This is a genomic window from Streptomyces sp. PKA51 (genome assembly GCF_057552455.1).
In genome coordinates this window covers 17,391-41,774 of the sequence record NZ_BAAJPZ010000004.1, presented here as the reverse complement: position 1 = coordinate 41,774, position 24,384 = coordinate 17,391, and the positions used below count along the sequence as shown (strand labels likewise).

Annotated in this window: 19 protein-coding genes, 4 tRNA genes and 1 riboswitch; of the genes, 14 read left to right on the top strand and 9 right to left on the bottom strand. The window is 70.7% G+C overall.

Features of this window, described 5'->3' with window-relative positions:
• Positions 1-6: 6 nt before the first annotated feature.
• The 4 genes from hrpA to AC27L3_RS07360 all read right to left on the bottom strand — a co-directional run bounded on the left by hrpA (position 7) and on the right by AC27L3_RS07360 (position 4,403).
• Positions 7-3,978 carry an ATP-dependent RNA helicase HrpA gene (gene hrpA / locus AC27L3_RS07375; protein ID WP_487233202.1) on the bottom strand — a complete coding sequence of 1,324 codons (3,972 nt, stop codon included), beginning with the start codon at positions 3,976-3,978 and terminating at the stop codon, positions 7-9.
• A 133-nt stretch (positions 3,979-4,111) separates the two neighbouring features.
• Positions 4,112-4,185: transfer RNA gene (locus AC27L3_RS07370), tRNA-Phe, on the bottom strand.
• 30 nt (positions 4,186-4,215) lie between these two features.
• Positions 4,216-4,290, bottom strand: a tRNA-Asp gene (locus AC27L3_RS07365).
• Between the two features lie 40 nt (positions 4,291-4,330).
• Positions 4,331-4,403, bottom strand: a tRNA-Glu gene (locus AC27L3_RS07360).
• Positions 4,404-4,541: 138 nt separating this feature from the next.
• Here AC27L3_RS07360 and AC27L3_RS07355 point away from each other — a divergent pair.
• The 5 genes from AC27L3_RS07355 to AC27L3_RS07335 all read left to right on the top strand — a co-directional run bounded on the left by AC27L3_RS07355 (position 4,542) and on the right by AC27L3_RS07335 (position 8,750).
• Positions 4,542-4,892: a metallopeptidase family protein gene (locus tag AC27L3_RS07355; RefSeq protein ID WP_344438566.1), complete on the top strand. Its 351-nt coding sequence runs from the start codon at positions 4,542-4,544 to the stop codon at positions 4,890-4,892.
• A gap of 73 nt (positions 4,893-4,965) precedes the next feature.
• On the top strand, positions 4,966-5,484 hold the full coding sequence (locus AC27L3_RS07350; RefSeq protein WP_487233201.1) for a hypothetical protein: 519 nt from the start codon (positions 4,966-4,968) through the stop codon (positions 5,482-5,484).
• Between the two features lie 234 nt (positions 5,485-5,718).
• Positions 5,719-7,899 (top strand): DEAD/DEAH box helicase, encoded by a 2,181-nt coding sequence (locus AC27L3_RS07345; protein ID WP_487233200.1) that lies wholly within the window; start codon positions 5,719-5,721, stop codon positions 7,897-7,899.
• A gap of 147 nt (positions 7,900-8,046) precedes the next feature.
• A tRNA-Lys gene (locus AC27L3_RS07340) sits at positions 8,047-8,119 on the top strand.
• Between the two features lie 169 nt (positions 8,120-8,288).
• Complete coding sequence (locus AC27L3_RS07335; RefSeq protein WP_487233199.1) at positions 8,289-8,750, top strand: cellulose binding domain-containing protein; 462 nt, start codon at positions 8,289-8,291, stop codon at positions 8,748-8,750.
• Between the two features lie 173 nt (positions 8,751-8,923).
• On the opposite strand, the gene tuf is transcribed toward AC27L3_RS07335, so the two are convergent.
• The gene (gene tuf / locus AC27L3_RS07330; RefSeq protein WP_487233198.1) at positions 8,924-10,117 is read right to left on the bottom strand and encodes an elongation factor Tu; all 1,194 of its coding nucleotides are present in this window, start codon (positions 10,115-10,117) and stop codon (positions 8,924-8,926) included.
• Between the two features lie 357 nt (positions 10,118-10,474).
• On the opposite strand from tuf, the gene AC27L3_RS07325 reads away from it, so the two are divergent.
• The 7 genes from AC27L3_RS07325 to AC27L3_RS07295 all read left to right on the top strand — a co-directional run bounded on the left by AC27L3_RS07325 (position 10,475) and on the right by AC27L3_RS07295 (position 19,544).
• On the top strand, positions 10,475-11,698 hold the full coding sequence (locus tag AC27L3_RS07325; protein ID WP_487233197.1) for an MFS transporter: 1,224 nt from the start codon (positions 10,475-10,477) through the stop codon (positions 11,696-11,698).
• Positions 11,699-12,185: 487 nt separating this feature from the next.
• Positions 12,186-13,022 (top strand): DUF6227 family protein, encoded by an 837-nt coding sequence (locus tag AC27L3_RS07320; RefSeq protein ID WP_487233196.1) that lies wholly within the window; start codon positions 12,186-12,188, stop codon positions 13,020-13,022.
• A gap of 184 nt (positions 13,023-13,206) precedes the next feature.
• Positions 13,207-13,410 carry a cold-shock protein gene (locus tag AC27L3_RS07315; RefSeq protein ID WP_344438551.1) on the top strand — a complete coding sequence of 68 codons (204 nt, stop codon included), beginning with the start codon at positions 13,207-13,209 and terminating at the stop codon, positions 13,408-13,410.
• 645 nt (positions 13,411-14,055) lie between these two features.
• A complete protein-coding gene (locus AC27L3_RS07310) occupies positions 14,056-15,441 on the top strand; it encodes a DEAD/DEAH box helicase (protein ID WP_487233501.1) in 1,386 nt (461 codons plus the stop codon).
• A gap of 135 nt (positions 15,442-15,576) precedes the next feature.
• Positions 15,577-15,713: riboswitch (cyclic di-AMP (ydaO/yuaA leader) on the top strand.
• An 11-nt stretch (positions 15,714-15,724) separates the two neighbouring features.
• Complete coding sequence (locus AC27L3_RS07305) at positions 15,725-16,954, top strand: M23 family metallopeptidase (protein ID WP_487233195.1); 1,230 nt, start codon at positions 15,725-15,727, stop codon at positions 16,952-16,954.
• 108 nt (positions 16,955-17,062) lie between these two features.
• Positions 17,063-18,538: an MFS transporter gene (locus AC27L3_RS07300; RefSeq protein ID WP_487233194.1), complete on the top strand. Its 1,476-nt coding sequence runs from the start codon at positions 17,063-17,065 to the stop codon at positions 18,536-18,538.
• Between the two features lie 61 nt (positions 18,539-18,599).
• Positions 18,600-19,544 (top strand): aldo/keto reductase, encoded by a 945-nt coding sequence (locus AC27L3_RS07295; RefSeq protein ID WP_487233193.1) that lies wholly within the window; start codon positions 18,600-18,602, stop codon positions 19,542-19,544.
• A 22-nt stretch (positions 19,545-19,566) separates the two neighbouring features.
• On the opposite strand, the gene AC27L3_RS07290 is transcribed toward AC27L3_RS07295, so the two are convergent.
• Positions 19,567-19,875: a hypothetical protein gene (locus tag AC27L3_RS07290; RefSeq protein ID WP_487233192.1), complete on the bottom strand. Its 309-nt coding sequence runs from the start codon at positions 19,873-19,875 to the stop codon at positions 19,567-19,569.
• 361 nt (positions 19,876-20,236) lie between these two features.
• On the opposite strand from AC27L3_RS07290, the gene AC27L3_RS07285 reads away from it, so the two are divergent.
• Positions 20,237-20,599, top strand: a complete 363-nt coding sequence (locus AC27L3_RS07285) for a NaeI family type II restriction endonuclease (RefSeq protein WP_487233191.1) — start codon at positions 20,237-20,239, stop codon at positions 20,597-20,599.
• On the top strand, positions 20,557-21,198 hold the full coding sequence (locus tag AC27L3_RS07280) for a NaeI family type II restriction endonuclease (RefSeq protein WP_487233190.1): 642 nt from the start codon (positions 20,557-20,559) through the stop codon (positions 21,196-21,198). Before AC27L3_RS07285 ends, AC27L3_RS07280 begins: the two co-directional genes overlap by 43 nt.
• Positions 21,199-21,471: 273 nt before the next feature.
• On the opposite strand, the gene AC27L3_RS07275 is transcribed toward AC27L3_RS07280, so the two are convergent.
• The 3 genes from AC27L3_RS07275 to AC27L3_RS07265 form a co-directional block, all read right to left on the bottom strand.
• Complete coding sequence (locus tag AC27L3_RS07275) at positions 21,472-21,855, bottom strand: very short patch repair endonuclease (RefSeq protein WP_487233500.1); 384 nt, start codon at positions 21,853-21,855, stop codon at positions 21,472-21,474.
• A 125-nt stretch (positions 21,856-21,980) separates the two neighbouring features.
• A complete protein-coding gene (locus AC27L3_RS07270; RefSeq protein ID WP_487233189.1) occupies positions 21,981-22,775 on the bottom strand; it encodes an NgoMIV family type II restriction endonuclease in 795 nt (264 codons plus the stop codon).
• Between the two features lie 244 nt (positions 22,776-23,019).
• Complete coding sequence (locus AC27L3_RS07265) at positions 23,020-24,369, bottom strand: PrsW family intramembrane metalloprotease (protein ID WP_487233499.1); 1,350 nt, start codon at positions 24,367-24,369, stop codon at positions 23,020-23,022.
• Between the last annotated feature and the right edge of the window lie 15 nt (positions 24,370-24,384).

Genomic DNA, 24,384 nt, shown 5'->3' with positions numbered 1-24,384 from the left:
GGCGCCTCACGGCGCCAGCTTGTCGACCGCCTTCACGATCCGCTTGTCCGACACCGGGTACGCCGTACCCAGCGCATGCGCGAAGTAGCTCACCCGCAGCTCCTCGATCATCCAGCGGATCTCCCGGGCCTCCTGCGGCACCGGCCGCCCCTTGGGGAACTGCTCCAGCAGCCAGGCGTACTCGTCCTGCATCTCGTGGACCTTCGCCATCCGCGCCCGGTCCCGCTCCACGCCCGTCGGCAGCTGCGTCAGGCGGCGGTCCACCGCCACCAGGTAGCGCAGCAGGTCCGGCAGCCGGCGTACCCCGTGCTCCGTCACGAAGTCCGGCTTGATCAGCGCCGCGAGCTGCTCCTTGACGTCCGTCAGCGACGTCAGCAGCGCCGGGCTCGTCGTCGCCTTGAGCCGGCGCTCGCACGCCTGCCAGGCGGCCAGCACCTCCTGCACCTTGCGGATCGCATCCAGCGTCGCGTCCACGATGTCCGCGCGCACCGCGTCGAAGAGCTTGCGATAGGACTCCTCGTCCCACACCGGCCCGCCGTGCGCCGCCATCAGCTTGTCGGCCGCACCGGCCACGCAGTCGTCGAAGAGCGCCTGGATCGAGCCGTGCGGATTGCGCGAGAGTGCGAGCTTCTGCTGGTTGCCCAGCTTGTCCTGGGCGAACTTCGCCGGGTTGGACGGCAGGTTCAAAAGGATCAGCCGGCGCACGCCGCGCCACATCGCCTCCCGCTGCTCCTCCTCCGTGTCGAAGAGCCGCACCGCCACCGAGGTGCCCTCGTCCACCAGCGCCGGGTACGCCTTGACCGGCTGACCCGCGCGGCGCGTCTCGAACGTGCGCGGCAGCGTGCCGACCGTCCAGCCGGTCAGGCCCGAGCGCTGCTCCAGCCGGCCGGCCGCTTCGCCGCCGGACCCCGGCGCGCCCGCCGCCCGGTCCAGGGCCGCGTCGAACGCCTTGGAGATCGCCGCCTGCGTCTTCGGCTTCAGCCGCAGCCGCAGGGCCTCCAGGTCCTTGTCCTCGGCGATCTTGCGGCGCCGCTCGTCCACCACCCGGAACGTGATCTTCAGGTGGTCCGGGACCTTGGCCTCGTCGAAGTCGCCCGCCTCCATGCGCACCCCGGTCATCCGGTGCAGCGCACGCGCCAGCGCCACCGGCAGCGGCTCCTGCAACGGCACCGCCGTTTCCAGGAACCGCTGGGCGAAGTTCGGCGCCGGCACGCAGTTGCGGCGGATCGGCTTGGGCAGCGAGCGGATCAGCTCCGTCACCAGGTCCTCGCGCAGCCCCGGGATCTGCCAGTCGAAGCCCTCCGCCGAGACCTGGTTGAGCACCTGCAGCGGCACGTGCACCGTCACACCGTCCGCGTCCGCCCCCGGCTCGAACTGGTACGTCACCTTGAACTTCAGCCGGCCCTGCCGCCAGGAGTCCGGATAGTCCTCCTTGGTGACCGCCCCGGCCTTCTCGTTGATGAGCATGGACTGCTCGAAATTGAGCAGCTCCGGCTCCTCGCGCCGCTTGTGCTTCCACCACGAGTCGAAGTGCGCACCCGAGACCACGTGCTCCGGCAGCCGCTGGTCGTAGAAGTCGAACAGCGTCTCGTCGTCCACCAGGATGTCGCGCCGGCGCGCCCGGTGCTCCAGCTCCTCGACCTCGTCGAGCAGCTTGCGGTTGTCGTGGAAGAACTGGTGGTGCGTGCGCCAGTCGCCCTCCACCAGCGCATGGCGGATGAACAGCTCCCGGCTCGTCTCCGGGTCGATCCGCCCGTAGTTCACCTTGCGCTGCGCCACGATCGGCACGCCGTAGAGCGTCACCCGCTCGTACGCCATCACCGCCGCCTGCTTCTGCTCCCAGTGCGGCTCGCTGTAGGTGCGCTTCACCAGGTGCTGGGCCAGCGGCTCGATCCACTCCGGATCGATGCGGGCATTGACCCGCGCCCACAGCCGCGAGGTCTCCACCAGCTCCGCCGACATCACCCAGCGCGGCGGCTTCTTGAACAGCGCCGAACCGGGGAAGACGGCGAACTTGGCGTTGCGGGCGCCGACGTACTCGTTGTTCTTCTCGGGATCCTTCAGGCCGATGTGCGACAGCAGACCCGCCAGCAGCGACTGGTGCACCCGCTCCGGCGCCGCGTCCTCCTCGGCCAGGTGGACGCCCATCGTCTTCGCGACCGAGCGCAGCTGGTAGTAGATGTCCTGCCACTCACGTATGCGCAGGTAGTTCAGGAACTCCGACTTGCACATGCGGCGGAAGGCCGACGACGACAACGTCTTCTGCTGCTCGCGCACATAACGCCACAGGTTCAAGAAGGCGAGGAAGTCGCTCGTCTCGTCCTTGAACCGGGCGTGCTGCTGATCGGCCTGCTGCTGCTTGTCCGAGGGCCGCTCGCGCGGATCCTGGATGGACAGCGCGGAGGCGATGACCATGACCTCACGGGCACAGCCGTTGCGGTCCGCCTCCAGCACCATGCGGGCCAGCCGCGGGTCCACCGGCAGCTGCGAGAGCTTGCGGCCCAGCGGCGTCAGCCGCTTCTTCGGATCCTTCTGCTGCGGGTCGATCGCCCCCAGCTCCTGCAGCAGATCCACGCCGTCCTTGATGTTGCGGCGGTCCGGCGGATCGATGAACGGGAACCTCTCGATGTCGCCCAGGCCGGCGGCCGTCATCTGCAGGATGACCGAGGCGAGGTTCGTCCGCAGGATCTCCGCGTCCGTGAACTCCGGCCGCGAGAGGAAGTCGTCCTCCGAGTACAGCCGGATGCAGATGCCGTCACTCGTGCGGCCGCACCGGCCCTTGCGCTGATTGGCACTGGCCTGCGAGACCGGCTCGATCGGCAGCCGCTGCACCTTCGTGCGGTGGCTGTAGCGCGAGATGCGCGCGAAACCCGGGTCGATGACGTACTTGATGCCCGGGACCGTCAGGGACGTCTCCGCGACGTTCGTCGCCAGCACGATGCGGCGACCGGTGTGGCGCTGGAAGACACGGTGCTGCTCGGCGTGCGACAGCCGCGCGTACAGCGGCAGCACCTCCGTGAACTTGTACTTCCGCTTCTCCAGCGCATCCGCGGTGTCCCGGATCTCCCGCTCGCCGGAGAGGAAGACCAGGATGTCGCCCGGACCCTCCTGCTGCAGCTCGTCGACCGCGTCACAGATCGCCGTGATCTGGTCACGGTCCGCGTCCGAGGACTCCTCCTCGAGCAGCGGGCGATAGCGCACCTCCACCGGATACGTACGCCCGCTGACCTCCACGATCGGCGCGTCGCCGAAATGACGGGAGAAGCGCTCCGGATCGATGGTCGCCGAGGTGATCACGACCTTGAGGTCGGGGCGACGGGGGAGCAGCTGCGCCAGGTAGCCCAGCAGGAAGTCGATGTTGAGGCTGCGCTCGTGCGCCTCGTCGATGATGATCGTGTCGTACTGGCGCAGCTCGCGGTCCGTCTGGATCTCGGCGAGCAGAATGCCGTCCGTCATCAGCTTGACCAGCGTGTCGCCACCGACCTGATCGGTGAACCGCACCTTCCAGCCGACCGCCTCGCCCAGCGGCGTGCGCAGCTCCTCCGCGACCCGCTCGGCCACCGTACGGGCGGCGATCCGCCGCGGCTGCGTGTGTCCGATCAGGCCCCGCACGCCACGGCCCAGCTCCAGGCAGATCTTCGGGATCTGGGTCGTCTTGCCGGAACCCGTCTCACCGGCGACGATCACGACCTGGTGGTCGCGTATCGCCTCCAGGATCGCGTCCTTCTTCTGGCTGACCGGCAGCTGCTCCGGATACGAGATCTCCGGCACGGCCTCCCGCCGGGCCGCCACCCGCAGCTCGGCCGCGTCGACCTCCCCCGCGATCTCGGCCAGCACGGCCGCACGGGCCTCGGGCTTGCGAATGCGCCGAGCCCCCTCCAGCCGCCGGCCCAGCCGCTGCGCGTCGCGCAACATCAGCTCGGACAGACGGCCGGCGAGATCGGCAAACGTGGCGGTGGCGGCAGGCTGCGTAGACATACGCCACCCAGGATCGCACCAGCCGCCACGAAGCGGCGAACCCATTTATCCGGCGGTGTGGCGGCCCCCGCGCCCCTCGCGGAGCGCCCCGCAATGCACCGAGGCCCCCCATCGGAGATGGGGGGCCTCACTGTGGCTGGGGCCGGGGTCGAACCGGCGACCTTCCGCTTTTCAGGCGGACGCTCGTACCAACTGAGCTACCCAGCCATACGATCACTCGTCACAAGCAATCGTAAGCGGTCCTGACGGGATTTGAACCCGCGGCCTCCACCTTGACAGGGTGGCGAGCACTCCAAACTGCTCCACAGGACCTTGCTCATGTGCGAGAACAAGTCTCGCACACGTTCCAGCGTGCCCCCAACGGGATTCGAACCCGTGCTACCGCCTTGAAAGGGCGGCGTCCTGGGCCACTAGACGATGAGGGCTGAATGGCCCACCTGGGCGCTTCGCAGCGCCTCGGGGACGTGAGAAGCATATGGGATGGGAGGAGGGATCGCCAAAACGGTTTGCCGAGGGCCTCGCCGCGCAGGTCCCCGCGGGCCCCGTTGCCGGACAATGGCCGCGTGCTGGAGATGACGCGCGAGGAGTTCGAGGAACTGGTCGCCGAGGGCCTGGACCGGATCCCGCCCGAGCTGACGCGGCTGATGGACAACGTCGCCGTTTTCGTCGAGGACGAGCCGCCGACCGACGACCCGGAGCTGCTCGGGCTCTACGAGGGGACGCCGCTGACCGAGCGCGGCGAGTGGTACGCCGGCGTGCTGCCGGACCGCATCACGATCTTCCGCGGCCCGACGCTGCGCATGTGCGCCACGCGGGAGGAGGTCGTCGCCGAGGTGGAGGTGACGGTCGTCCACGAGGTGGCACACCACTTCGGGATCGACGACGCCCGCCTGCACGCCCTGGGCTACGGCTGACGGCCGTGTCCTGCGCGGGGCGGGGCCAGTTGGGCAGGGCGCCCGTCCCCCGTACCCGAAGGCGGTCCTGTCCATGCGCGCAATGTCAGCGCACGCCGCAGCGTTCACCCGCGCGACGGCCACCCGTATCGCCGCGGTCGCGGTCGCGTCCCTGGCTCTGGGCGGGTGCATGAGCGTGAGCGACCCGGGACGCCCGGTGCCCAAGGGGGCGGACGACCGGCAGGGGGACGGCCAGCGGACGGAGGGCGGCATCCGCATTCCGGGCAGCCGCCCGGGCGGGCGGGTGGACGGCAAGTCGGTGAAGGGCGGGGCGAGCGGCAGTCCGTCGGCGAAGGGGGCGCACCCGGAGGCGTCGGCCTCCGCGTCGCCGTCGGCGGCCCCGGGCGCGTCCCCGCCGGCGGCCCGTCCGGACAAGCCGGGGGCGCCGTCGAAGCCGCCGGCCGGGCACGGTGCGGGCCCGTCGTCGGCGCCGGGCAAGCCGCCGGCGCCGTCGCAGCCACCGACGCAGGCCCCGCCGACGCAGGCCCCGCCCACGCCGCCGACGCAGCCGCCGACCCAGCCCCCGTCCTCGCCGCAGACGGGTCCCTCGTGAGGCGGGGGCGCGGTGGGGGAGTGTGTCCCAGGCCATGTGCAGGCGGCTTGCGCCGCAGGGCGTCGGGTGCGTATGGTGGTAGATCGTTTGATCCCATTTGCCCGGCGCCAGACAGAAGCGCGCCGTGTGGCGCGTTCCTTACCTTGCCGTGGCTGACCGCATCGAGGCGGTCATTTGTGAAGCCGACACGGAGCTTGGGCGCGTGCCGAAACTCCGGAAGGTTTCGCATTTCGCATGTCCATTTCCCCTGACCAGACCGTCATGCCCGAGGCCGACGAGAAGATCGTCGAGGCCCTCGAGGCGACCGTGGCCGAGACCCCCGAGGTCTCCGAGGAGCCCCGGATCACCTTCGGTGACCTGGGCCTGGACGAGGCGATCGTCCGCAAGCTCGCCCAGAACGGTGTGACCACGCCCTTCCCGATCCAGGCCGCGACCATCCCGGACGCCCTGGCCGGCAAGGACATCCTGGGCCGCGGCCGCACCGGCTCCGGCAAGACCCTCTCCTTCGGTCTGCCCCTGCTGTCGATCCTGGCCGGCGGCCACACCGAGAAGAAGCGCCCGCGCGGCCTGATCCTCACCCCCACCCGCGAGCTGGCGATGCAGGTCGCCGACGCCCTGCAGCCGTACGGTGACGTGCTCGGCCTGAAGATGAAGGTCGTCTGCGGCGGTACCTCCATGGGCAACCAGATCTACGCCCTGGAGCGCGGTGTCGACATCCTCGTCGCCACCCCGGGCCGACTGCGCGACATCATCGACCGCGGTGCCGCCTCCCTCGACAAGGTCCAGGTCGCCGTCCTCGACGAGGCCGACCAGATGGCCGACATGGGCTTCCTGCCCGAGGTCACCGAGATCCTCGACCAGGTGCCGACCGGTGGCCAGCGCCTGCTGTTCTCCGCGACGCTGGAGAACGAGATCGACACGCTGGTCAAGCGCTACCTGGTGGCCCCGGTCACGCACGAGGTCGACCCCTCCGCCGGTGCCGTGACGACCATGACCCACCACGTCCTCGTCGTGAAGCCGAAGGACAAGGCGCCGGTCACGGCCGCCATCGCCGCCCGCAAGGGCCGCACGATCATCTTCGTCCGCACCCAGATGGGCGCCGACCGCGTCGCCGAGCAGCTGCTCGACGCCGGTGTCCGCGCGGACGCGCTGCACGGCGGCATGACCCAGGGCGCCCGTACCCGCGTCCTGGAGGACTTCAAGGCCGGCCGCGTGAACGTCCTGGTCGCCACCGACGTCGCCGCCCGCGGCATCCACGTCGACGGCATCGACCTGGTCCTGAACGTCGACCCCGCCGGTGACCACAAGGACTACCTGCACCGCTCCGGCCGTACGGCCCGCGCCGGCCAGTCCGGCACGGTCGTCTCCCTGGCCCTGCCGCACCAGCGCCGGCAGATCTTCCGCCTGATGGAGGACGCGGGCGTGGACGCCTCGCGCCACATCGTCGCCGGCTCCGGCGCCTTCGACGAGGACGTCGCCAAGATCACCGGTGCCCGTTCGCTCACCGAGGTGCAGGCCGACTCGGCGGCCAACGCCGCCAAGCAGGCCGAGCGCGACCTGGCGGACCTGACCCGTCAGCTGGAGCGCGCCCAGCGCCGCGCCACCGAGCTGCGCGAGGAGGCCGACCGCCTGCTGGCCCGTGCCGCCCGCGAGCGCGGCGAGGACCCGGAGGCCGCGGTGGCGGCCGCCGCCGCGGAGGCCGAGGCCGAGACCGCCCGTGCGGAGGAGGCCGAGCGGGCCGCCGCCGTGCCGGCGCAGCAGACCGCCCCGGCCGACGAGCGCCGTGACGAGCGCGGCAACTTCGAGCGCCGCAGCGGCGGTTTCCGCCGCGACGACCGTGACGACCGCCGTGACGACCGCCGCGAGGACCGCGGTGGCTTCCGCCGCGACGACCGTGGCGACCGCGGTGGCTTCCGCCGTGACGACCGTGGCGACCGCGGTGGCTTCCGTCGCGACGACCGCCCGTCCGGTGGTTTCCGCCGCGACGAGCGTCGTGACGACCGTCCCTCCGGCGGCTTCCGCCGCGACGACCGTGACGGTTTCCGTCGCGACGAGCGTCGTGACGACCGCGGTGGCTTCCGTCGCGACGACCGTGGCGACCGCGGTGGCTTCCGTCGTGACGACCGCCCGTCCGGTGGTTTCCGTCGCGACGAGCGTCGTGACGACCGTCCCTCCGGCGGCTTCCGCCGCGACGACCGCCCGTCCGGTGGCTTCCGCCGCGACGACCGTCCGTCCGGTGGCTACCGCTCCGGTGGCGGCGACCGTCCGTTCAACCGCGACCGTCGCGACGACCGTCCGTCCGGTGGCTTCCGTTCCGGTGGCGGCGACCGCCCGTACGGCCGTCGTGACGACCACCGCGGTGGCTCGTCGTTCGACCGCCGCGCCGACAAGCCCCGCTGGAAGCGCAACGGCTGACCCGGCGGCAGCTTTCGAGGGCCCGTACGACACACCGTGTCGTACGGGCCCTCGCCCGTTTCGCGCCCGCCCCGGCGACGCTCCTGCCAAGTCCTCGGCGATAACGACTCGGGCTTCGCGGGCAGGCCGGGCTATGCTGCGGGGTGCGGGCCGTTAGCTCAATTGGCAGAGCAGTGGACTTTTAATCCATTGGTTGTGGGTTCGAGTCCCACACGGCCTACCGCATGCGGGTAGGGGTCACGGCCCCTGACCTGCGGTCGAGCGCCTCGTCCGGCTGTTGCCGGGCGGGGCGCTCCGTCGTTGGGGGCGGCGTACGGCCACGCCTTCGGGTGGTTTCGATCCGGGGCGGCGGGATAGCGGAGGGGGTCCGTCCGGTAAGCCTGGGCCCCATGACGCTCCTCGGCTCCCGGTGGGCCGCCACCGTCCTGACCGTCGTCGCCGCCGCGGCTCCGGCCGTTCCCGCAAGTGCCGCACCCACGCCGCCCGGCCCGGGCGTGGTGGGGGACGTCGCCGGGGCGGTCACCGGGTTCGCGGACACCGTCCTCGAGCGACGCGGCGCCTGCACGGCGGCGTACCGGGTGACGGACTCCTGGAACGGCGGGTTCGAGGCGGAGGTCACCGTACGGGCCGGGGCCCGGGAGATCGGCGGCTGGACGGTGGAGTGGACGCTCGCGCCCGGACAGCGGGTCACCCGGCTGTGGAACGGCACCCTCAGCGTCTCCGGGCAGCAGGTGGTCGTGCGCAACGTCGCCTACAACGCCACCGTGCCGGCGCGGCGGTCGGTCACCTTCGGCTTCAGCGTCAGCGGGCCCGCCGCCAAGGCCCCCTCGCTCAGCTGCACTTCCCCGTGAGCCCGCGCCCGCCTGCGGGCCGGCGGGCGGCCACGGCGGGTTTTTGCGTCGCCACGCCGACCGGCCTGCGGGGGGTGCCGCCGCCCGGGCGCTAGCGTGTCGACTGGGAACGGGGCGGTCCGGCTCGGCTCCAGGGTCCTCTGGCCTGCAGCCGGCCCCCGTTCCCGCCCTTCCTACTTCGTGATCTTCGTGACCTGGCCGGCGCCGACCGTGCGGCCGCCCTCGCGAATGGCGAACTTCAGGCCCTCCTCCATGGCGATCGGCTGGATCAGCGCCACCGACATCGCGGTGTTGTCGCCCGGCATGACCATTTCCTTGTCCTCGGGCAGGGTCACGACGCCGGTCACGTCCGTGGTGCGGAAGTAGAACTGCGGACGGTAGTTGTTGAAGAAGGGCGTGTGCCGGCCGCCCTCGTCCTTCGACAGGATGTAGGCCGTCGCCTCGAACTCGGTGTGCGGGGTGACCGACCCCGGCTTGATGATGCACTGGCCGCGCTCGACGTCCTCGCGCTTGATGCCGCGCAGCAGCAGACCGACGTTCTCGCCGGCCTGGCCCTCGTCGAGCAGCTTGCGGAACATCTCGATACCGGTGACGGTCGTGGTCGTCTTCTCCGGGTGGATGCCGATGATGTCGACGGTCTCGTTGACGCGGAGGACGCCGCGCTCGATGCGGCCGGTGACGACGGTGCCGCGGCCGGTGATGGTGAAGACGTCCTCGATCGGCATCAGGAACGGCTTGTCGACCTCGCGCTCCGGCTGCGGGATGGCCTCGTCCACGGCCTTCATCAGGTCGAGGACCGACTTGCCCCACTCCGGGTCGCCCTCCAGCGCCTTCAGGGCCGAGACCTTCACGACCGGGGCCTCGTCACCCGGGAACTCGTACTCGCTCAGCAGCTCGCGCACTTCCAGCTCGACGAGCTCCAGGATCTCCTCGTCGTCCACCATGTCGGCCTTGTTGAGCGCCACGACGATGTACGGGACGCCGACCTGGCGGGCGAGCAGGACGTGCTCCTTGGTCTGCGGCATCGGGCCGTCGGTCGCGGCCACGACGAGAATGGCGCCGTCCATCTGGGCGGCACCGGTGATCATGTTCTTGATGTAGTCCGCGTGACCGGGGCAGTCGACGTGGGCGTAGTGACGCGCCTCGGTCTGGTACTCCACGTGGGCGATGGAGATGGTGATGCCGCGTTGCCGCTCCTCCGGGGCCTTGTCGATGTTCTCGAAGGCCGACACCTCGTTCAGCTCCGGATAGGCGTCGTGCAGCACCTTGGTGATCGCCGCGGTCAGGGTCGTCTTGCCGTGGTCGATGTGGCCGATGGTGCCGATGTTGACGTGGGGCTTTGTCCGCTCGAACTTCGCCTTCGCCACTGGGAACCTCCTGATTGATCTCAGCAGGACCAAGGAAGGCCGGCGGCCGCCGATCCCTCGCGTCCCGCAGATACGCGGAGCAATTGTGCCGTCACTCTATGTCGTCACACCCCATCGTCGCGCGCGGCGCGTCCCCGGATGGACCAGTGGCGCTGACCGAACCGCGTACGCCCGCCCCGCCGCCCCGGTCACCGCCCCGCGCGGGTCCGCGTCGTGAGACGCCGTGCGAACACCGCCACACCTGCGGGTGGTCGACGCCCACACCCCGCCCCGGTCTGCGACGGAAGGCCGGTAATGCCCGCTCGCCCGCGCCCTAGGGTGTGCCGCCCCGGACCGGAATTGCCGGAGGTAAGCGCCGTGAGGCATGTGCGTCTGCTGCGCTCCCGCTCCGTCCGCGTGCTGTGGCTGTCGATGACCCTCTCCGTCCTCGGCGACCGGCTCTACGCCCTCGCCGCGATGTGGGTGGTCTACGAGGCCACGGGGTCGTCGTCGCGGATGGGGCTGGTCGCCGCCGTCGAGTCCCTGCCCTACATCGCCCTGGGCGGGGCCGGCACGGTCGTCGGACGGTTCTCCCGCTGGCGCTCACTGGCCTGGCTGGACACCGCCCGCGCCGCCGTGGCCCTCGCCCTGCCCGTGCTGTGGTCCCCCGACGCCTTCGGCTTCGCCCTCACCCTCGGCCTCGTCCTGATGCTCGGCACCCTCGGCGCCCTCTTCGACCCCAACCTCGGCACCCTCGTACCGCAGCTCGTCACCCCCGACGAGGTGGCCCAGGCCAGCTGCCTGTTCGACCTCACCTCCCGAGTCGCCGGCGTCGTGGGACAGGGCAGCGCCGGCGCCCTGCTGCTGCTCGTCTCCGAGGTGCAGCTGTTCGCCATCGACGGCCTCACCTTCGCCGTCTCCGCCGCCGCGCTCGCCTGGCTGGGCCGGCGCACGGCCCGCCGGAAGAGCGCCGCGGCCGCCCGCGGCCCCCTGCCGGCCGTCCGCGCCCGGCGCCTGCTGCGCGAACAGCGCCGCACCGCCACCGCCATCGCCGTCCACGCCGTGGCCCTGTTCGCCTCCGCCGTCTCCACCGTCGGGCTGCCCCCGCTGCTCGTCGCCCGCTTCGGCCAGGGCGCCGCCGGCTACGGCCTCGCCCTCGCCGCCACCGCGGCCGGCGGACTCGCCGGCAACCTCCTGACCGGCAACACCCTCGCCACCCGCCCGCCCGACGAACAGAACTGGCTCGGCACCTACTGCTTCGCCTGGGCCGTCTCCGGCCTCGCCCTCGCCGGACTCGGCGTCGCCGACCGCATGGCCGCCGTCGTCGCCCTGTGCATCGTCACCGGACTGCTCTTCCCCGTGTGCACCGTCACCTTCCGCGCCCACCTGGCGCGCTTTCCGCCCCCCGCCCGGCTGCGGCTGCTGACCGTCGACCAGATGGCCGCCCACGCGGCGTCCGTGGCCGGAATGCTGCTGCTGCCCTTCGCCGTCGACGCCGCCCCCGGCGCCTCCTTCGTGGCGGCCGGCGCCCTGCTGTGGTGCGCGGCAACGGCCGGCTGGTACCTGTCCGGCCGCGCCCGGCCCCTGCCGACCGGCCTCTAGGGCGTGTCCGGCGGATCAAGCAGTGCCCCGTCAGGGGCGCCGGGCGGTGTCGATCTGCGGCTGCCGCCGCGTGGGCGGGATCGGCCACCGACGGCCCGCAGTGGACGCGCCACCGGCGAGGCCCGGGCGGAGCCGGCACCCTGTCTGCGGGCGCGCGGTGGCTTGTCGCGCAGTTCCCCGCGCCCCTGACGGGGCGCGCATGCCGCCCCGCGACGAAGATCCGCCGGCCGGCCCCCAGGCCCGTTCGCCGCGCCGGACGTTCGAAGGAAACGTGTGCGGTAAGGGCGCCCTACGGCCACTTGCGGAAAACCCCGCCCGCCGGCCGTGTTCGCGCCGCTACGGTAAGTGCGCGAAGGCAGCGCACGGACCCCCGCGAGCGGCGCAGGGGCGCCGGCACGGCGCTCGTACCGGCGACGGCGCAGCCTGCGACGGACGGCGGACGGCACCCGGCTCGGTGGCGGGAGAGGGACTCGGGAGGTCGAGGGGCATGGCGAGGACGCGCGAGGGCGGGGGCGAGGGCGAGCAGCGGGGCGGCGACGAGCCGGAGCGCCCCGCCGGCCGCGAGGCGAGCCCCGCCGAGCAGGTGCAGGAGCTGCTGAGGCGGGCCCAGAACGGCTTCGAGATCGGCGAGCACGTCCTCGCGCGGCTGGGCACCGCGCTGATGCACCAGCCCGAGCTGCGCTCGTACCGCCAGCGCAACGACGGCGGGCGCCCCCTGCGCTGCAACACCTACCGCCACGTCTTCCTGCTGGCCGACGGCAGCAGCCTCGTGCTGTACGAGCTCGAACACGACACCGGGCCGCAGGAGCGGTTCCTGTACGAGCTCTACACCGACGACACCGCCCTCGACGCCGCCGAGCGCCGCGTGCACGAGCGCATCGGCGGCGGAGGCATCGGCCCGGGCAGCGAGGACGAGGAACTGCCGGCCTGGCTGGCCGAGGAACTGCTGCTCGCCATGGGCCCCAGCCGGCCCCGCCGCGAGTACGTCGCCGAGGCGTCCCCCGAGCACGCCCGCCGGCTGCTGCGCCGCGCCGAGAACGCCGACGGGCCCGGCGAGGTGGTGCGCGAACTCCTCCAAGGGGCGCTCGGCCACCACATCGCCCTCATCACCAAGCCCCGGCGCCGGGGACCCGGCAAGGACGCCACCTGGTGCCGCTTCTACGAGCACGCGTTCCTGCTCGAAGGCGGGGGAGAGGTCAGCCTCTGGGAGCTGGAGCACAACATGACCGCGGACGGGCGGCTGGTCTGCGAGGTCTACCTCGACGAGGCCGAGGCGGAAGTCGCCGCCGACCGGCACGCCAGGGCCCAGGGCGTCGAGTTATAGCGCGGGCCGGGGGCAGCGTTCTTCAAGATCCACACGAGGCGCACAGGGCGTGGTACGCTCGTACGAGTTGCAGTTGTGGTACCCATGGAACTCGTGTGCGCCTCGGCCATGTAGCCGAAGGCGCATTTTTGTTTTCGCCGGTCTTTTTCCGGTCGGGGGCCACCCCATCACTAAGGAGATAGACATGGCTACTGGCACCGTGAAGTGGTTCAACTCGGAAAAGGGCTTCGGCTTCATCGAGCAGGACGGCGGCGGCCCCGACGTCTTCGCCCACTACTCGAACATCGCCTCCAACGGCTTCCGTGAGCTGCTCGAGGGCCAGAAGGTGTCCTTCGAGGTCACGCAGGGCCAGAAGGGCCTGCAGGCCGAGAACATCGTCACCATCTGACGAAACCGTACGCGCGTACGCGCCATGGGGCCCGCACCACTGGGTGCGGGCCCCATTGTCGCGTCGTCCACCGGGGGCCCGGCTCCCGCCGCCGCCACCGAGGGAAGGTCCCGCATGACTCGCTCCGCCCCCCGCCCCGCCCGCTCCGGTGGCGAAGCCCGCTCCGGCAACGCCAGGACCCCCGGCGAGGCCCGCTCCGCCGGCAGCGCCCGCACGAGCGGCGACAGCCGCTCCGGTGGCGGTGCCCGTTCCAGTGGCAACGCCCGCTCCGGCGGTAACGCCGGTTCCGGTGGCGGTGCCCGTTCCGGTCGTGGCGCCCGCTCCGGTGGCGACGCCCGGACCGGCAGGGACGCGCGCTCCGGCGGCAGCGTCCGGACCGGCAGCGATGCCCGGACCGGCGGCAGCCCCCGCGCCACTGACGACGCCCGGACCGGCGGCAACGGCCGCAATGGCGGAGAGACCCGTTCCGGCGGCAGTGCCCGCTCCGGTGGGGACGCCCGTTCCGCGGGCGAGGCCCGTTCCGGCGGCGGCAGCCGTTCCGGCGGCACCCGTTCCGGCGGCGACAGCCGCCCCGGCACCCGTACCCGCGGCGGCAGCCGCTCCGGCGGCGAGAGCCGTTCCGCCCGGCGTCGCGCCGGCGGCCCCGTGCGGGGTGCCGCTGCCGTCGTCGAGCCGGCCGCCGATTTCGAGGTGCCCGAGGCCACGACGCCGGCGCTGCCGCCCGTCGCCTCCTTCGCCGACCTCGACATGCCGGCCGCCCTGCTGAAGACGCTGACCCGCGAGGGCGTCACCGAGCCCTTCCCCATTCAGGCCGCGACCCTGCCGAACTCCCTCGCCGGACGTGACGTCCTCGGCCGTGGGCGTACCGGTTCCGGCAAGACCCTCGCCTTCGGGCTGGCGCTCCTGGCCCGTACCGCGGGCCGGCGGGCCCAGCCGGGCCGGCCGCTGGCGCTGGTGCTGGTGCCCACCCGCGAGCTCGCGCAGCAGGTCACCGATTCCCTCGCCCCTTATGCGGCCGCCCTGGACCTGCGTACGGTCACCGTCGTCGGTGGGCTGTCCATCGGTCGGCAGGCGCAGGCCCTCGGCCGTGGCGCCGAGGTCATGGTCGCGACGCCGGGTCGGCTCGCCGACCTGCTCCAGCGCGGCGACTGCGCCCTGGGCGACGTGACCGTCACCGTCCTGGACGAGGCGGACCAGATGGCCGACATGGGCTTCCTTCCCCAGGTCACCCGCCTGCTCGACCAGGTCGCCCCGGGTGGTCAGCGGATGCTGTTCTCCGCGACGCTGGACCGCAACGTCGACCGGCTCGTGCGCCGCTTCCTGACCGACCCCGTCACCCACTCCGTCGACCCCTCGGCGGGTGCGGTGGTCACCATGGAGCACCACCTGCTGCACGTCGCCGACGTGGAGGCCAAGCGGGACGTGGTCACCCGGATCGCGGCCCGCGAAGGCCGCGTGATCATGTTCGTGGACACCAAGCGGGGCGCCGACCGGCTGGTCAAGCGCCTGCTGGCGCAGGGCGTGCGCGCCGCGGCGCTGCACGGCGGCAAGAGCCAGCCGCAGCGCAACCGCGTGCTGGAGCAGTTCCGCACCGAGCAGGTGACGGCGCTGATCGCCACGAACGTGGCGGCGCGCGGCATCCACATCGACGGGCTCGACCTCGTCGTCAACATCGACCCGCCCGTCGACCACAAGGACTACCTGCACCGCGGCGGCCGTACGGCCCGGGCCGGCGAGGCGGGCACCGTCGTCACGCTGGTCCTGCCCGAGGAGCGGCGCGACATGCGGCAGATGATGGCGACCGCGCGCATCGCCCCGGAGACGGCCGACGTGCGCCCGCAGGACGCCGAGCTCGTCCGGATCACCGGCGCCCGCGAGCCGAGCGGTGTCCCGGTGACGATCGCGGTGCCCGCGCCCCGGCAGGAGCAGTCCCGGCCGGAGCAGCCCCGGCAGGAGCAGTCGCAGCGCCGTCCCGGGCGCGGCCGCACCCGTCCGGCCCGGCGCCGCCGGCCCGCGGGGGAGCGCGCATAACAATTGACGCTCCGTCAGAAAATCGGAGCGTCAACACGCCTGTGGATTCACCCGTTCGGCTTGGAATCCGGTCGCGATGTCTATTAACGTTCGATAACGCAGCGCGGTCCTGGATACCGCCGCAAGAGGCGGTGCCGCGCGCCTTCGCCGAATCCCGTGAACGGAACCGGGGAACCATCCCTTTGGGGTGAATCGGGCCGCGCACCGGCCCGTAGGAGACCTTCCTGCTCCGAACCCGACAGCTAACCCGGTAGGCGAGTGGGAAGGAAAGGAGTGCGCCCCGGTGGCGTCCAACAGGCACGGTGCCGACGACGGTTCCTACACCGCGTACGACCCTCCGATCGTCCCGGCTTACGCCCCGCCCTACGATCCCGGCGCCACCGGTCCCGTCGCCACCGACCCCGGCGACGCGCTCCCGGCGACGCCGCTCGAGCGCGGCCGGCACCGCGCCGCCAAGCAGCGCGGCGGCACGATGGCCCGCAGCGGTGCCGTCCTCGGCGTGGGCATGATCGCGGCAGTGGGTGCCGGCGGCATGGCCAGCGCGCAGGACCGCCCGGCGGCCCCCATATCCGTGCCCGACCCGGGGCGGAATGCGCCCGCAACGGCGTTCGGCGAGGACGTCGCCGACGCGGGCGAGGTGCTGCGGGCACGCATCATGCAGCAGGCCGACCACCAGCAGGAGGCGGCGGAAGCGGCCGTGCAGGCGGCCGAGGCCCGCGCGGCGGCGCAACGGCACCAGGCGATGGCCGCGCAGCAGGCGGCAGTGGCGGAAGCCGAGGCCAAGGCCGCTGCCGCGGCCCGGGCGGCGGCAGCCCGCGCGGCGGCGGTGCACGAGGCAGCGGCGGCAGCGCCCGCCCATGCGGCGCCGGCGCCGCACCAGGCCCAGCACAGTCACCAGGCCCAGCACAGTCACCAGACGCATCAGAGCCAGCAGACCCACAAGGCTCCGCACGCCGCCCCGCAGGCCCACCACGCCCCGCAGGCGCACTCCGCCCCGCAGGCCCACCGGGCGCCGCAGGCGCACGCCGCCCCGCAGGCCCACCGGGCGCCCCAGCAGCACCGCGCCCCTCAGGCGCAGCACCGTGCCCCCCAGGCGCAGCCCCACGCCGGTGGCGGCTCCTTCACCCTGCCCCTCACCTCCTACACCCTCACCGCCGGTTTCGGGCGGGCCGGGGCCATGTGGTCCTCGCATCACCACACCGGCGAGGACTTCGCCGCCCCGACCGGCACTCCGGTGCGGGCCGTGAGCGGGGGTACGGTCACGCAGGCCGGCTGGGCGGGCGCGTACGGCTATCGCGTCGTGCTGACCCTCGGTGACGGCACGGAGGTCTGGTACTGCCACCTGTCGTCGATGGTGATCACCTCCGGCAAGGTAGGCCCCGGCACGGTCATCGGCCGTGTCGGTGCGACCGGCAATGTCACCGGTCCTCATCTGCACCTGGAGGTGCGTCCGGGCGGTGGCGCCCCGGTGGACCCGCTGTCCTGGCTGCGTGGCCGGGGCCTGCAGCCGTAGCGCGCGCTCCGCAACCGCAGGGAGGCAGCCGGGTCATAGCGGCGTGGATTCCCCTACGTATCCCGATTTTCCGGGAATGTTATCCGTGTGATCGGGAAATCAGAGGATGTGACGACGACCGCACCGACGATCACCACGTCCGTTCCCGCCCGCCTGGACCGGCTGCCCTGGTCCCGGTGGCACTGGACGGTGGTGATCGGGCTGGGCACCGTCTGGGTGCTGGACGGTCTGGAGGTCACGGTCGTCGGCAACATCGCCGGCCGCCTCTCCGAACAGGGCAGCGGCCTGCCCATCACCTCCGGCGGGGTGACGGGCCTGGCCGCCGCGCTGTATGTGGCGGGGGCGTGTTCCGGGGCGTTGTTCTTCGGCCGACTCACCGACCTCTTCGGCCGCAAGAAACTCTTCATGGTCACCCTGGCGGTCTACCTGTCGGCGACCGCACTGACCGCACTGTCGTACTCGTCCTGGTGGTTCTTCGTCTTCCGCTTCATGACGGGTTTCGGTATCGGCGGTGAGTACGCGGCCATCAACTCCGCCATCGACGAACTCATCCCGGCCGCCTACCGCGGCCGCGTGGACCTGATCATCAACGGCAGCTTCTGGCTCGGGGCGATCGCCGGGTCGCTGCTGTCGATTCTGATGCTGGACACGAGCATCTTCGCCAAGGACGTCGGCTGGCGGCTGACCTTCGGGCTCGGCGTCGTGCTGGGCCTGGTGATCCTGCTCGTCCGGCGCCACGTCCCCGAAAGTCCGCGCTGGCTGTTCATCCACGGCCGCAGCCGGGAGGCGGAGGAGCTGGTCACGGAGATCGAGAAACGTGTCGTCGCGGAGAAGGGCGCCGAGCTGCCGCCCGCGAAGGGGCGCTTCACCATCCGCCAGCGCGAGAGCTTCGGATTCCGGGACATCGCCCGGACCGTCTTCTCCGACTACCGCCGCCGGGCGGTGCTGGGGCTCGCCCTCTTCATCGGACAGGCGTTCCTCTACAACGCCATCACCTTCGGCTTCGGCGCGATCCTCACCCGCTTCTTCGGCGTCTCCACCTCCCGTACCGGCTATTTCTTCGCCGTCATAGCGGTGGGCAACTTCCTGGGCCCGCTCTTCCTCGGCAAGCTCTTCGACACGCTCGGCCGGCGCATCATGATCACCTCGACGTATCTGCTGGCCGGCCTGCTGCTGTTCGCGACCGCCTGGCTCTTCGGCAGCGGCCGGCTCAACGCCGTCACCCTGACCGCGTGCTGGGCCGTCGTCCTCTTCTTCGCCTCGGCCGGAGCGAGCAGCGCCTACCTCACCGTCTCGGAGATCTTCCCGATGGAGACCCGCGCCATGGCCATCGCGTTCTTCTACGCGGTGGGCACAGCGGCGGGCGGCATCAGCGGCCCGCTGCTGTTCGCCGCCCTCACCCACAGCGGCGTCGTCGGGGACACCGTGCTCGCCTTCAGCATCGGCGCCTGCCTGATGTGCATCGGCGGGGTGGTGGCCGCGTTCCTCGCCGTGGCCGCCGAAGGCCGCTCCCTCGAAGACATCGCCACCCCCTTGTCCGTCCACCCTCCCGAGCCCCTACCGGCTCCCGCACCCGCGGACTGACCGAAGACACCACGCACATTGACGCGGAATAACGCTGCCGGTAGGGGCGTTGAGGCATCGCATGGCTGACAACCACCGCACGATCGGCAGTCTCTCCGTCCACCCCCTCGCACTCGGGGGCAACGTCTTCGGCTGGACGGCGGACGAGAAGCAGTCCTTCGCCGTCCTCGACGCCTACGCCGAGGCCGGCGGCAATTTCATCGACACCGCCGACGTCTACTCGGCATGGGTCCCGGGCAACCGGGGCGGCGAGTCCGAGACCATCCTCGGCGCCTGGCTCGCCGCCCGCGGCAACCGCGACCGGATGGTCATCGCCACCAAGGTCGGCGCCGGCGTCCCCGAACCGGCCGGCCTCGCACCCGCCACCATCAGGTCGCGCGTCGAGGAGTCCCTGCGCCGCCTGGGCACCGACCACATCGACCTCTACTACACCCACTACGACGACACCGCGCAGCCGGTCGAGGACATCATCACCACCCTCGACGCCCTGGTGAAGGAGGGCAAGGTCCGCGAGATCGCCGCCTCCAACATCAGCGCCGAACGCCTGGAGGCATCCCTCGCCTTCTCCGACGCCTCCGGCCTCGCCAAGTACGCGGCAATCCAGCCGCACTACAACCTGGTCTCCCGCGACACCTACGAAGGCCCCCTCGCCGACGTCGCCGCCCGCCACGGCCTGGCCGCCGTCCCCTACTACGCCCTGGCCTCCGGCTTCCTCACCGGCAAGTACCGCCCCGGCACCACCGTGGACAGCGCCCGCGCGGGCAAGGCCGCCCAGCACCTCGAAACCGAACGCGGCCGCCGCGTCCTGGCCGCCCTCGACGAGGTGGCCGCCGCCCACGGCGCGGACGTCTCCACCGTCGCCCTCGCCTGGCTCGCCGCCCGGCCCACCGTGGCCACCCCCCTGGCCAGCGCCCGCACGGTCGACCAGCTCCAGCCGCTCCTGGCACTGACCGACCTGCACCTGACGGACACCGAACTCAAGCAGCTCACCGAAGCCTCGGCATAACCACCGGCAACGGCTTCGTGGGCTACGCCCGCTTCTCCACCGCCCACGAAGCCACAGCCACCCCACCGGCAACGGCGAACACCGCCGGCCAGGCCCCCACCTTCTTCGCCAACGGATGCGCCCCACCGAACGCGGCAAGGTACAACCCCGTCAGCCCCGCGGCAGCCTGCGCCCCGGCCTTCTCGTTCCACTCCCGACCCGCCACCACCCCGGCGGCCCCCAACACCACCCCGCCGAGCGCCCTCTTCTTCGTCCACCGCGCCACGCCATACCCCCCGACAAGCCCGACGGCTGCTACGACAGACGCCGGAACCTTCGACAGTGCACTCATACCGCGCCCTTTCATGCAGATCGATCTTCCTCACGCTAACGTGCTGCTGCCTCTGCCCACACCGATGCACGAATCCCTCGCACGACATCCGAGGGCTTGCTGCATTACTTCGTACGACACCGTCTGCACCTGCGGTCTGTGCCGTCGGCCTGCGCGTAGAGCCGATCGACAAAACACCGAAGGGCCTGAGTGGTTTTCCTGGGCGCGGCTCGACCAACAGACGTGCCCAAATGCCGGTCGGTCGGCTCCGGACCGGCTGTGGCACCCGGGTGCATGTCGTGTGACACGGGCTCGAACGGATCGTAGTGAGTCGGCTGATTCTGTATAGCCAATCGATCAACTGTGATCGTAATGTGCCCTCATGTCGATGCATGAAGGCGCATTGTTTGATCTGAAGGAACCGGATGCTTCGCTTCCTTCGGAGAGGTTCGCGAGCGGGCGGCTCGATCGTGTGGCGCAGTGGTTTGCGAGATGTGCGGAGCGCTCGAACCTGGAGGATCGTTTCTCCTCCGTCTTGAGGCAGTCGATCGACGAGGTGCTGGACGGTCAGCGAACAGGTCGATACGACCTCAAGGAACTGAGCAAGACGGAGAAGACTTATCTGGGAACCAAGGTCGAGATAGTTTGCCAAAAGGAGTTCGGGTTTTCGAATGGTTTGCGATGGACTATCGAATATCCGGAGTGGAGGTCGATGCAAAATTTTCACTCACCGGCAAATGGATGATTCCCACCGAGGCCATGGGGCACGTCTGTCTGGTCATGTCGGCAGACGACGAGAGGTCCACCTTTGGCGTGGGGCTGGTTCACGTAAGGGAAGAGGTTTTGGGGGGCGGATCCAACAAGGACAGCAAGCGGCAGCTGTCGGCGAGTGGCAGGAGTGCCATCCGATGGATCGTCGAAGCGGGAAGGCTTCGAAGGAATATACTTCTCGGTCTCAATGAGAAGCAAAAGCAACTAATCTTCTCGGGCACCACCGGACAACAGCGAGTCAATAACTTGTTCGAGACCCTGCAGGGGTGCGTCATCGATCGCACAACGGTTCAGACGACCGCGAAGCAGCTGGATGCACCCAAGCGGGTCCGCGATGCGAGGTTGCATTTGCAGTCGAAGGGAATCGTCATACTGGGCCACCAGAAGGACAGCGTACGAGTTGCGTATGCTCTGGGGCTGGGCGTGCCGGAAAAGGGTTCCTGGGTCTCCGTGAGGCTGGTACCGGTCGGGGATCGGATCGTGAACGGTCGCCAAGTCGAGATCGGTGGATCCTGGTATATGCGTGCCGGTGAGCAGGATCCGGAAGTTCCGGCACCAGCGATTGCTCACTGAGTCGGGGTGATGGGAATTTCCCTGGCCCGGTGGGCCCGGGCATGGGGATCTCGCCGATGCGGGATTCGATAACGATCGTGAGCTTGCGGCGCCGTAGCGTCCCGAAGCCGGCAGCAAAAGGGTTCCCATGGGACAGGGCGTAGCCCTCGAGGAGGTCTCCGTCCGCCCCTCAGCCATGAACAATATGCGCCTTTTATGGCAATGGGCCGGACTTTTAGGCCGCCGCAGCCGGCGAACAGGTCGATCACGGGGATGCCGGCCAGGCTCGCAAGGTCAATCGGAGGGACTGACAGTTGCCCCCGATGGCTGTGTCACGCTTGCGTGGCGAGCGGCTACCGCGGCCTGGACCCGGTCGGCTGCCACGGCCGGGGCTTCGTGCTCCCACACCCGGACGGGCAGCCAACCTGCTTCGATCAGCCGTCGGTCCGTGTCCCGGTCGCGACGCTCGTTCCCTTCGATCTTGTTGCGCCAGAACTGATCGTTGCTCTTCGGCCATGTCGCATGGGCTGGGCACCCATGCCAGAAGCAGCCGTCCACGAACACGGCCACCTTCGTGGGGCCGAAGACGATGTCGGCCTCCCGACGGACGGCTGGGACGGGGCGGCGATGCACCCTGTACCGCAGGCCACGGCGGTGGAGCTCCCGTCGCAGAGCCATCTCGATTCCGGTGTCTCGGGACCGTTGTTTGCTCATGCGACGGCTGGTCGTTTCTGTGGTTTCAAGCCGACGCTCGGCGGACATGTGGAGACGCTCTCCTCGGGTTATGTGACCATGATGGCCTTTTACAGCGTGGTGAGGTAGCTGCACAGCTCGTCGTAGTCGCGAAGTCGGCGTTGGTCTCGGAGCCGCAGGAACTTATCGCGGATCTCGAGTCGGGCCTTGTTCGCCGTGCCCGAACAGTAGTCTTCTATGGCGTCCGAAAGGGCGGTGAGGTTCAAGTGGTAAACGCAGTCGAGGTCGCCGGAGCCTCTTCCCAGCAAAGCGAGCATGGATGGTCGTGGCTCCATGGTAACGGCGGCGAAATGGGGCATGCGGCCTCGCCGTAGTGCTGCAAGCTTTGCACCTTGACTTCGGCAATCTTGAGCTCGGTCTGTTCGTAGCGACCATTTCAGGGAGAATCCTGCAACTAGATGCGGGAGTTCCGTCTTGAGGGAAAGGGGACTCGAGGTCTCACGCGAGACGGTGATGTCCAGTTTAAGGAGAGACTCTTCGCCCAGCAGATCGAGCAGGTCGCGTCGTCGTGCCTCGACGCCCAAGAGCTCCTTCTCGAGTCTGGTCAGGTGAGTGAGCAGTGCGGTGTGCGTCTGGACGTCCGACGTGAAGTTTTTCGACTCGGTCCGCATCACTTTGACTGCGGCCATCACGTCGCTGGTCATGTCGCCGCGAAGCTCCCGGACCGCGCTGAGGTGGCCGTATTGCTCAAAGCTGGTGAACGGTTTCTCGGGGACCACGGACAAGTGTGGAGCCTCTGTCTTGAGGCGTATCTTGAGGTCTGCGGCGAGCTCGTCTGCCATGAGCCGGCCGACACTCGACGGCGCAGCGGCCGTCGGTGGGACACCCAGAGCGTCGAAGAACACCCTTCCAAGTTCGATGGATTGGTCGTTGCTCGCATCCGACGTATTCGGATTGCCTTTGCGGTAGCCGCACAGAGAGGCGGCGAAAGGAGCCGGCACGGATCCCCCCCCCCGGTTGTGAGAGCACGGTCTCGAGCGTTGATCCCAAAGGTTAACCTCAAATAAGCCTGTTCATCCCGGATTCCGGGCTTCGACGTAGGGTCACCGCCGGTCCGTGGCCACCCGCGCCGCAGGCCCGAAGGCGTGCTCAGCGGTGCCGCCCGGGCCGCAGTGGCCACGGGGACCCGGGCTGCTGCCCCGAGAACGGTTGCTGAGGCCATGGCCACTGGCTCGGGGCGGGGCCCCACTGGGGTGGGTACGGGGGCTGGTACGGCCTCGGGATGGTGGTGACTGCTTGGGCCAGGGCGGGTTGGGCTGTGGTGCGGCGTTGCCAGAGGTGGTGGAGGAGTTCCTGCTCGCGGGCGGTGAAGTGGGGGTCCGGGGTGCCGCGGTGGGCGCGGTGACGGAGGAAGGCCAGGGAGGTGGCGAAGGATATGTACTCCGCGACCATGCGGGCCGCCGCCGCACCGCCGGTGCGGCGGGCCAGGTCGCGGGCTATGCCGCGGGCCCGCATCGAGGACAGGGCGAGCGGTTCGGGCGGGGTGAGCCAGCCGGCGGCCTGGTAGGCGGGGAGCTCGGCGAGGATGGTGCGCAGCTCGTTCTGGCGGGACCAGATCACCAGCCAGGTCAGCAGCCCGAAGACCGGCACCATGAACAGCGCGTACACCGCGAGGAAGCCGCCGTTCGGCAGCGTCGCCGAGCCGTTCCACAGGGCGTGCAGGAGCATGGCCGTCAGCAGGGCCAGGAAGGGCACGAGCGTGCGCAGCACGCGGCGCCGGGCCGCGAGAGTGGCCGCCAGGCCGAAGCCCAGGCCCGTCATCGACGTGAACAGCGGGTGCGCGAAGGGCGACATCAGCACCCGGATGAAGAACGTGGCCGCGGTCGTCGTCGGCAGGCCCGAGTAGCCGAAGCTCTGGTCGTCGGCGAAGGCGTTGCCCAGGTAGAGGATGTTCTCGGTGAACGCGAAGCCCGTGGCCGTGATGCCGGCGACGACGACGCCGTCGACGATGCCGTTGAAGTCGCGCCGGCGGAAGAGGTACAGCAGCAGGATCGCCACGCCCTTGGCGCTCTCCTCCACCACCGGCGCCACGAAGGTGGCGCCCCAGGTGGAGGGGTCGTCGCGCTGGGTGACGTCGACGGCGCCGATCAGCCAGCGGGTGGCGTAGCCGTTGGCGAGCAGGGCGACGAGGGTGGCCGCACAGGCGCCCCAGGCGAAGGCGAAGACGAGGTTGCGCCAGGGCTTGGGGTCGACGCGGTCCATCCAGCGGAACGCGGCTATGAGCAGCGGTACGGGCAGGACGGCGAGGCCCAAGCCCACCAGGAAGCCCTCGGTGCCGGTCTGCTCGCGGACGAGGGCGAGGATGATCAGCCCGCACAGGGCGAGCAGCAGGAAGACCGCGCCGGCCCGGACCGCCTTGTTGTCCCAGAGGGTGTCCCACAGGGCCCGGCGGGCCTTGTAGTGCAGGCCCGCCGGCGGTGTCGGCGGGCTGGCGGGCATCGGCGGTATCTGCGG

Excerpts from the sequence above, each read along its gene's own strand:
- AC27L3_RS07275 (WP_487233500.1), bottom strand. The coding sequence starts at position 21,855 with ATGGCTCTGCGACGGGAGCTCCACCGCCGTGGCCTGCGGTACAGGGTG.
- hrpA (WP_487233202.1), bottom strand. The coding sequence starts at position 3,978 with ATGTCTACGCAGCCTGCCGCCACCGCCACGTTTGCCGATCTCGCCGGC.
- AC27L3_RS07320 (WP_487233196.1), top strand. The coding sequence starts at position 12,186 with ATGGCGAGGACGCGCGAGGGCGGGGGCGAGGGCGAGCAGCGGGGCGGC.
- AC27L3_RS07335 (WP_487233199.1), top strand. The coding sequence starts at position 8,289 with ATGACGCTCCTCGGCTCCCGGTGGGCCGCCACCGTCCTGACCGTCGTC.
- AC27L3_RS07350 (WP_487233201.1), top strand. The coding sequence starts at position 4,966 with ATGCGCGCAATGTCAGCGCACGCCGCAGCGTTCACCCGCGCGACGGCC.
- AC27L3_RS07285 (WP_487233191.1), top strand. The coding sequence starts at position 20,237 with ATGTCGATGCATGAAGGCGCATTGTTTGATCTGAAGGAACCGGATGCT.
- AC27L3_RS07315 (WP_344438551.1), top strand. The coding sequence starts at position 13,207 with ATGGCTACTGGCACCGTGAAGTGGTTCAACTCGGAAAAGGGCTTCGGC.
- AC27L3_RS07295 (WP_487233193.1), top strand. The coding sequence starts at position 18,600 with ATGGCTGACAACCACCGCACGATCGGCAGTCTCTCCGTCCACCCCCTC.
- AC27L3_RS07345 (WP_487233200.1), top strand. The coding sequence starts at position 5,719 with ATGTCCATTTCCCCTGACCAGACCGTCATGCCCGAGGCCGACGAGAAG.
- AC27L3_RS07265 (WP_487233499.1), bottom strand. The coding sequence starts at position 24,369 with ATGCCCGCCAGCCCGCCGACACCGCCGGCGGGCCTGCACTACAAGGCC.
- AC27L3_RS07290 (WP_487233192.1), bottom strand. The coding sequence starts at position 19,875 with ATGAGTGCACTGTCGAAGGTTCCGGCGTCTGTCGTAGCAGCCGTCGGG.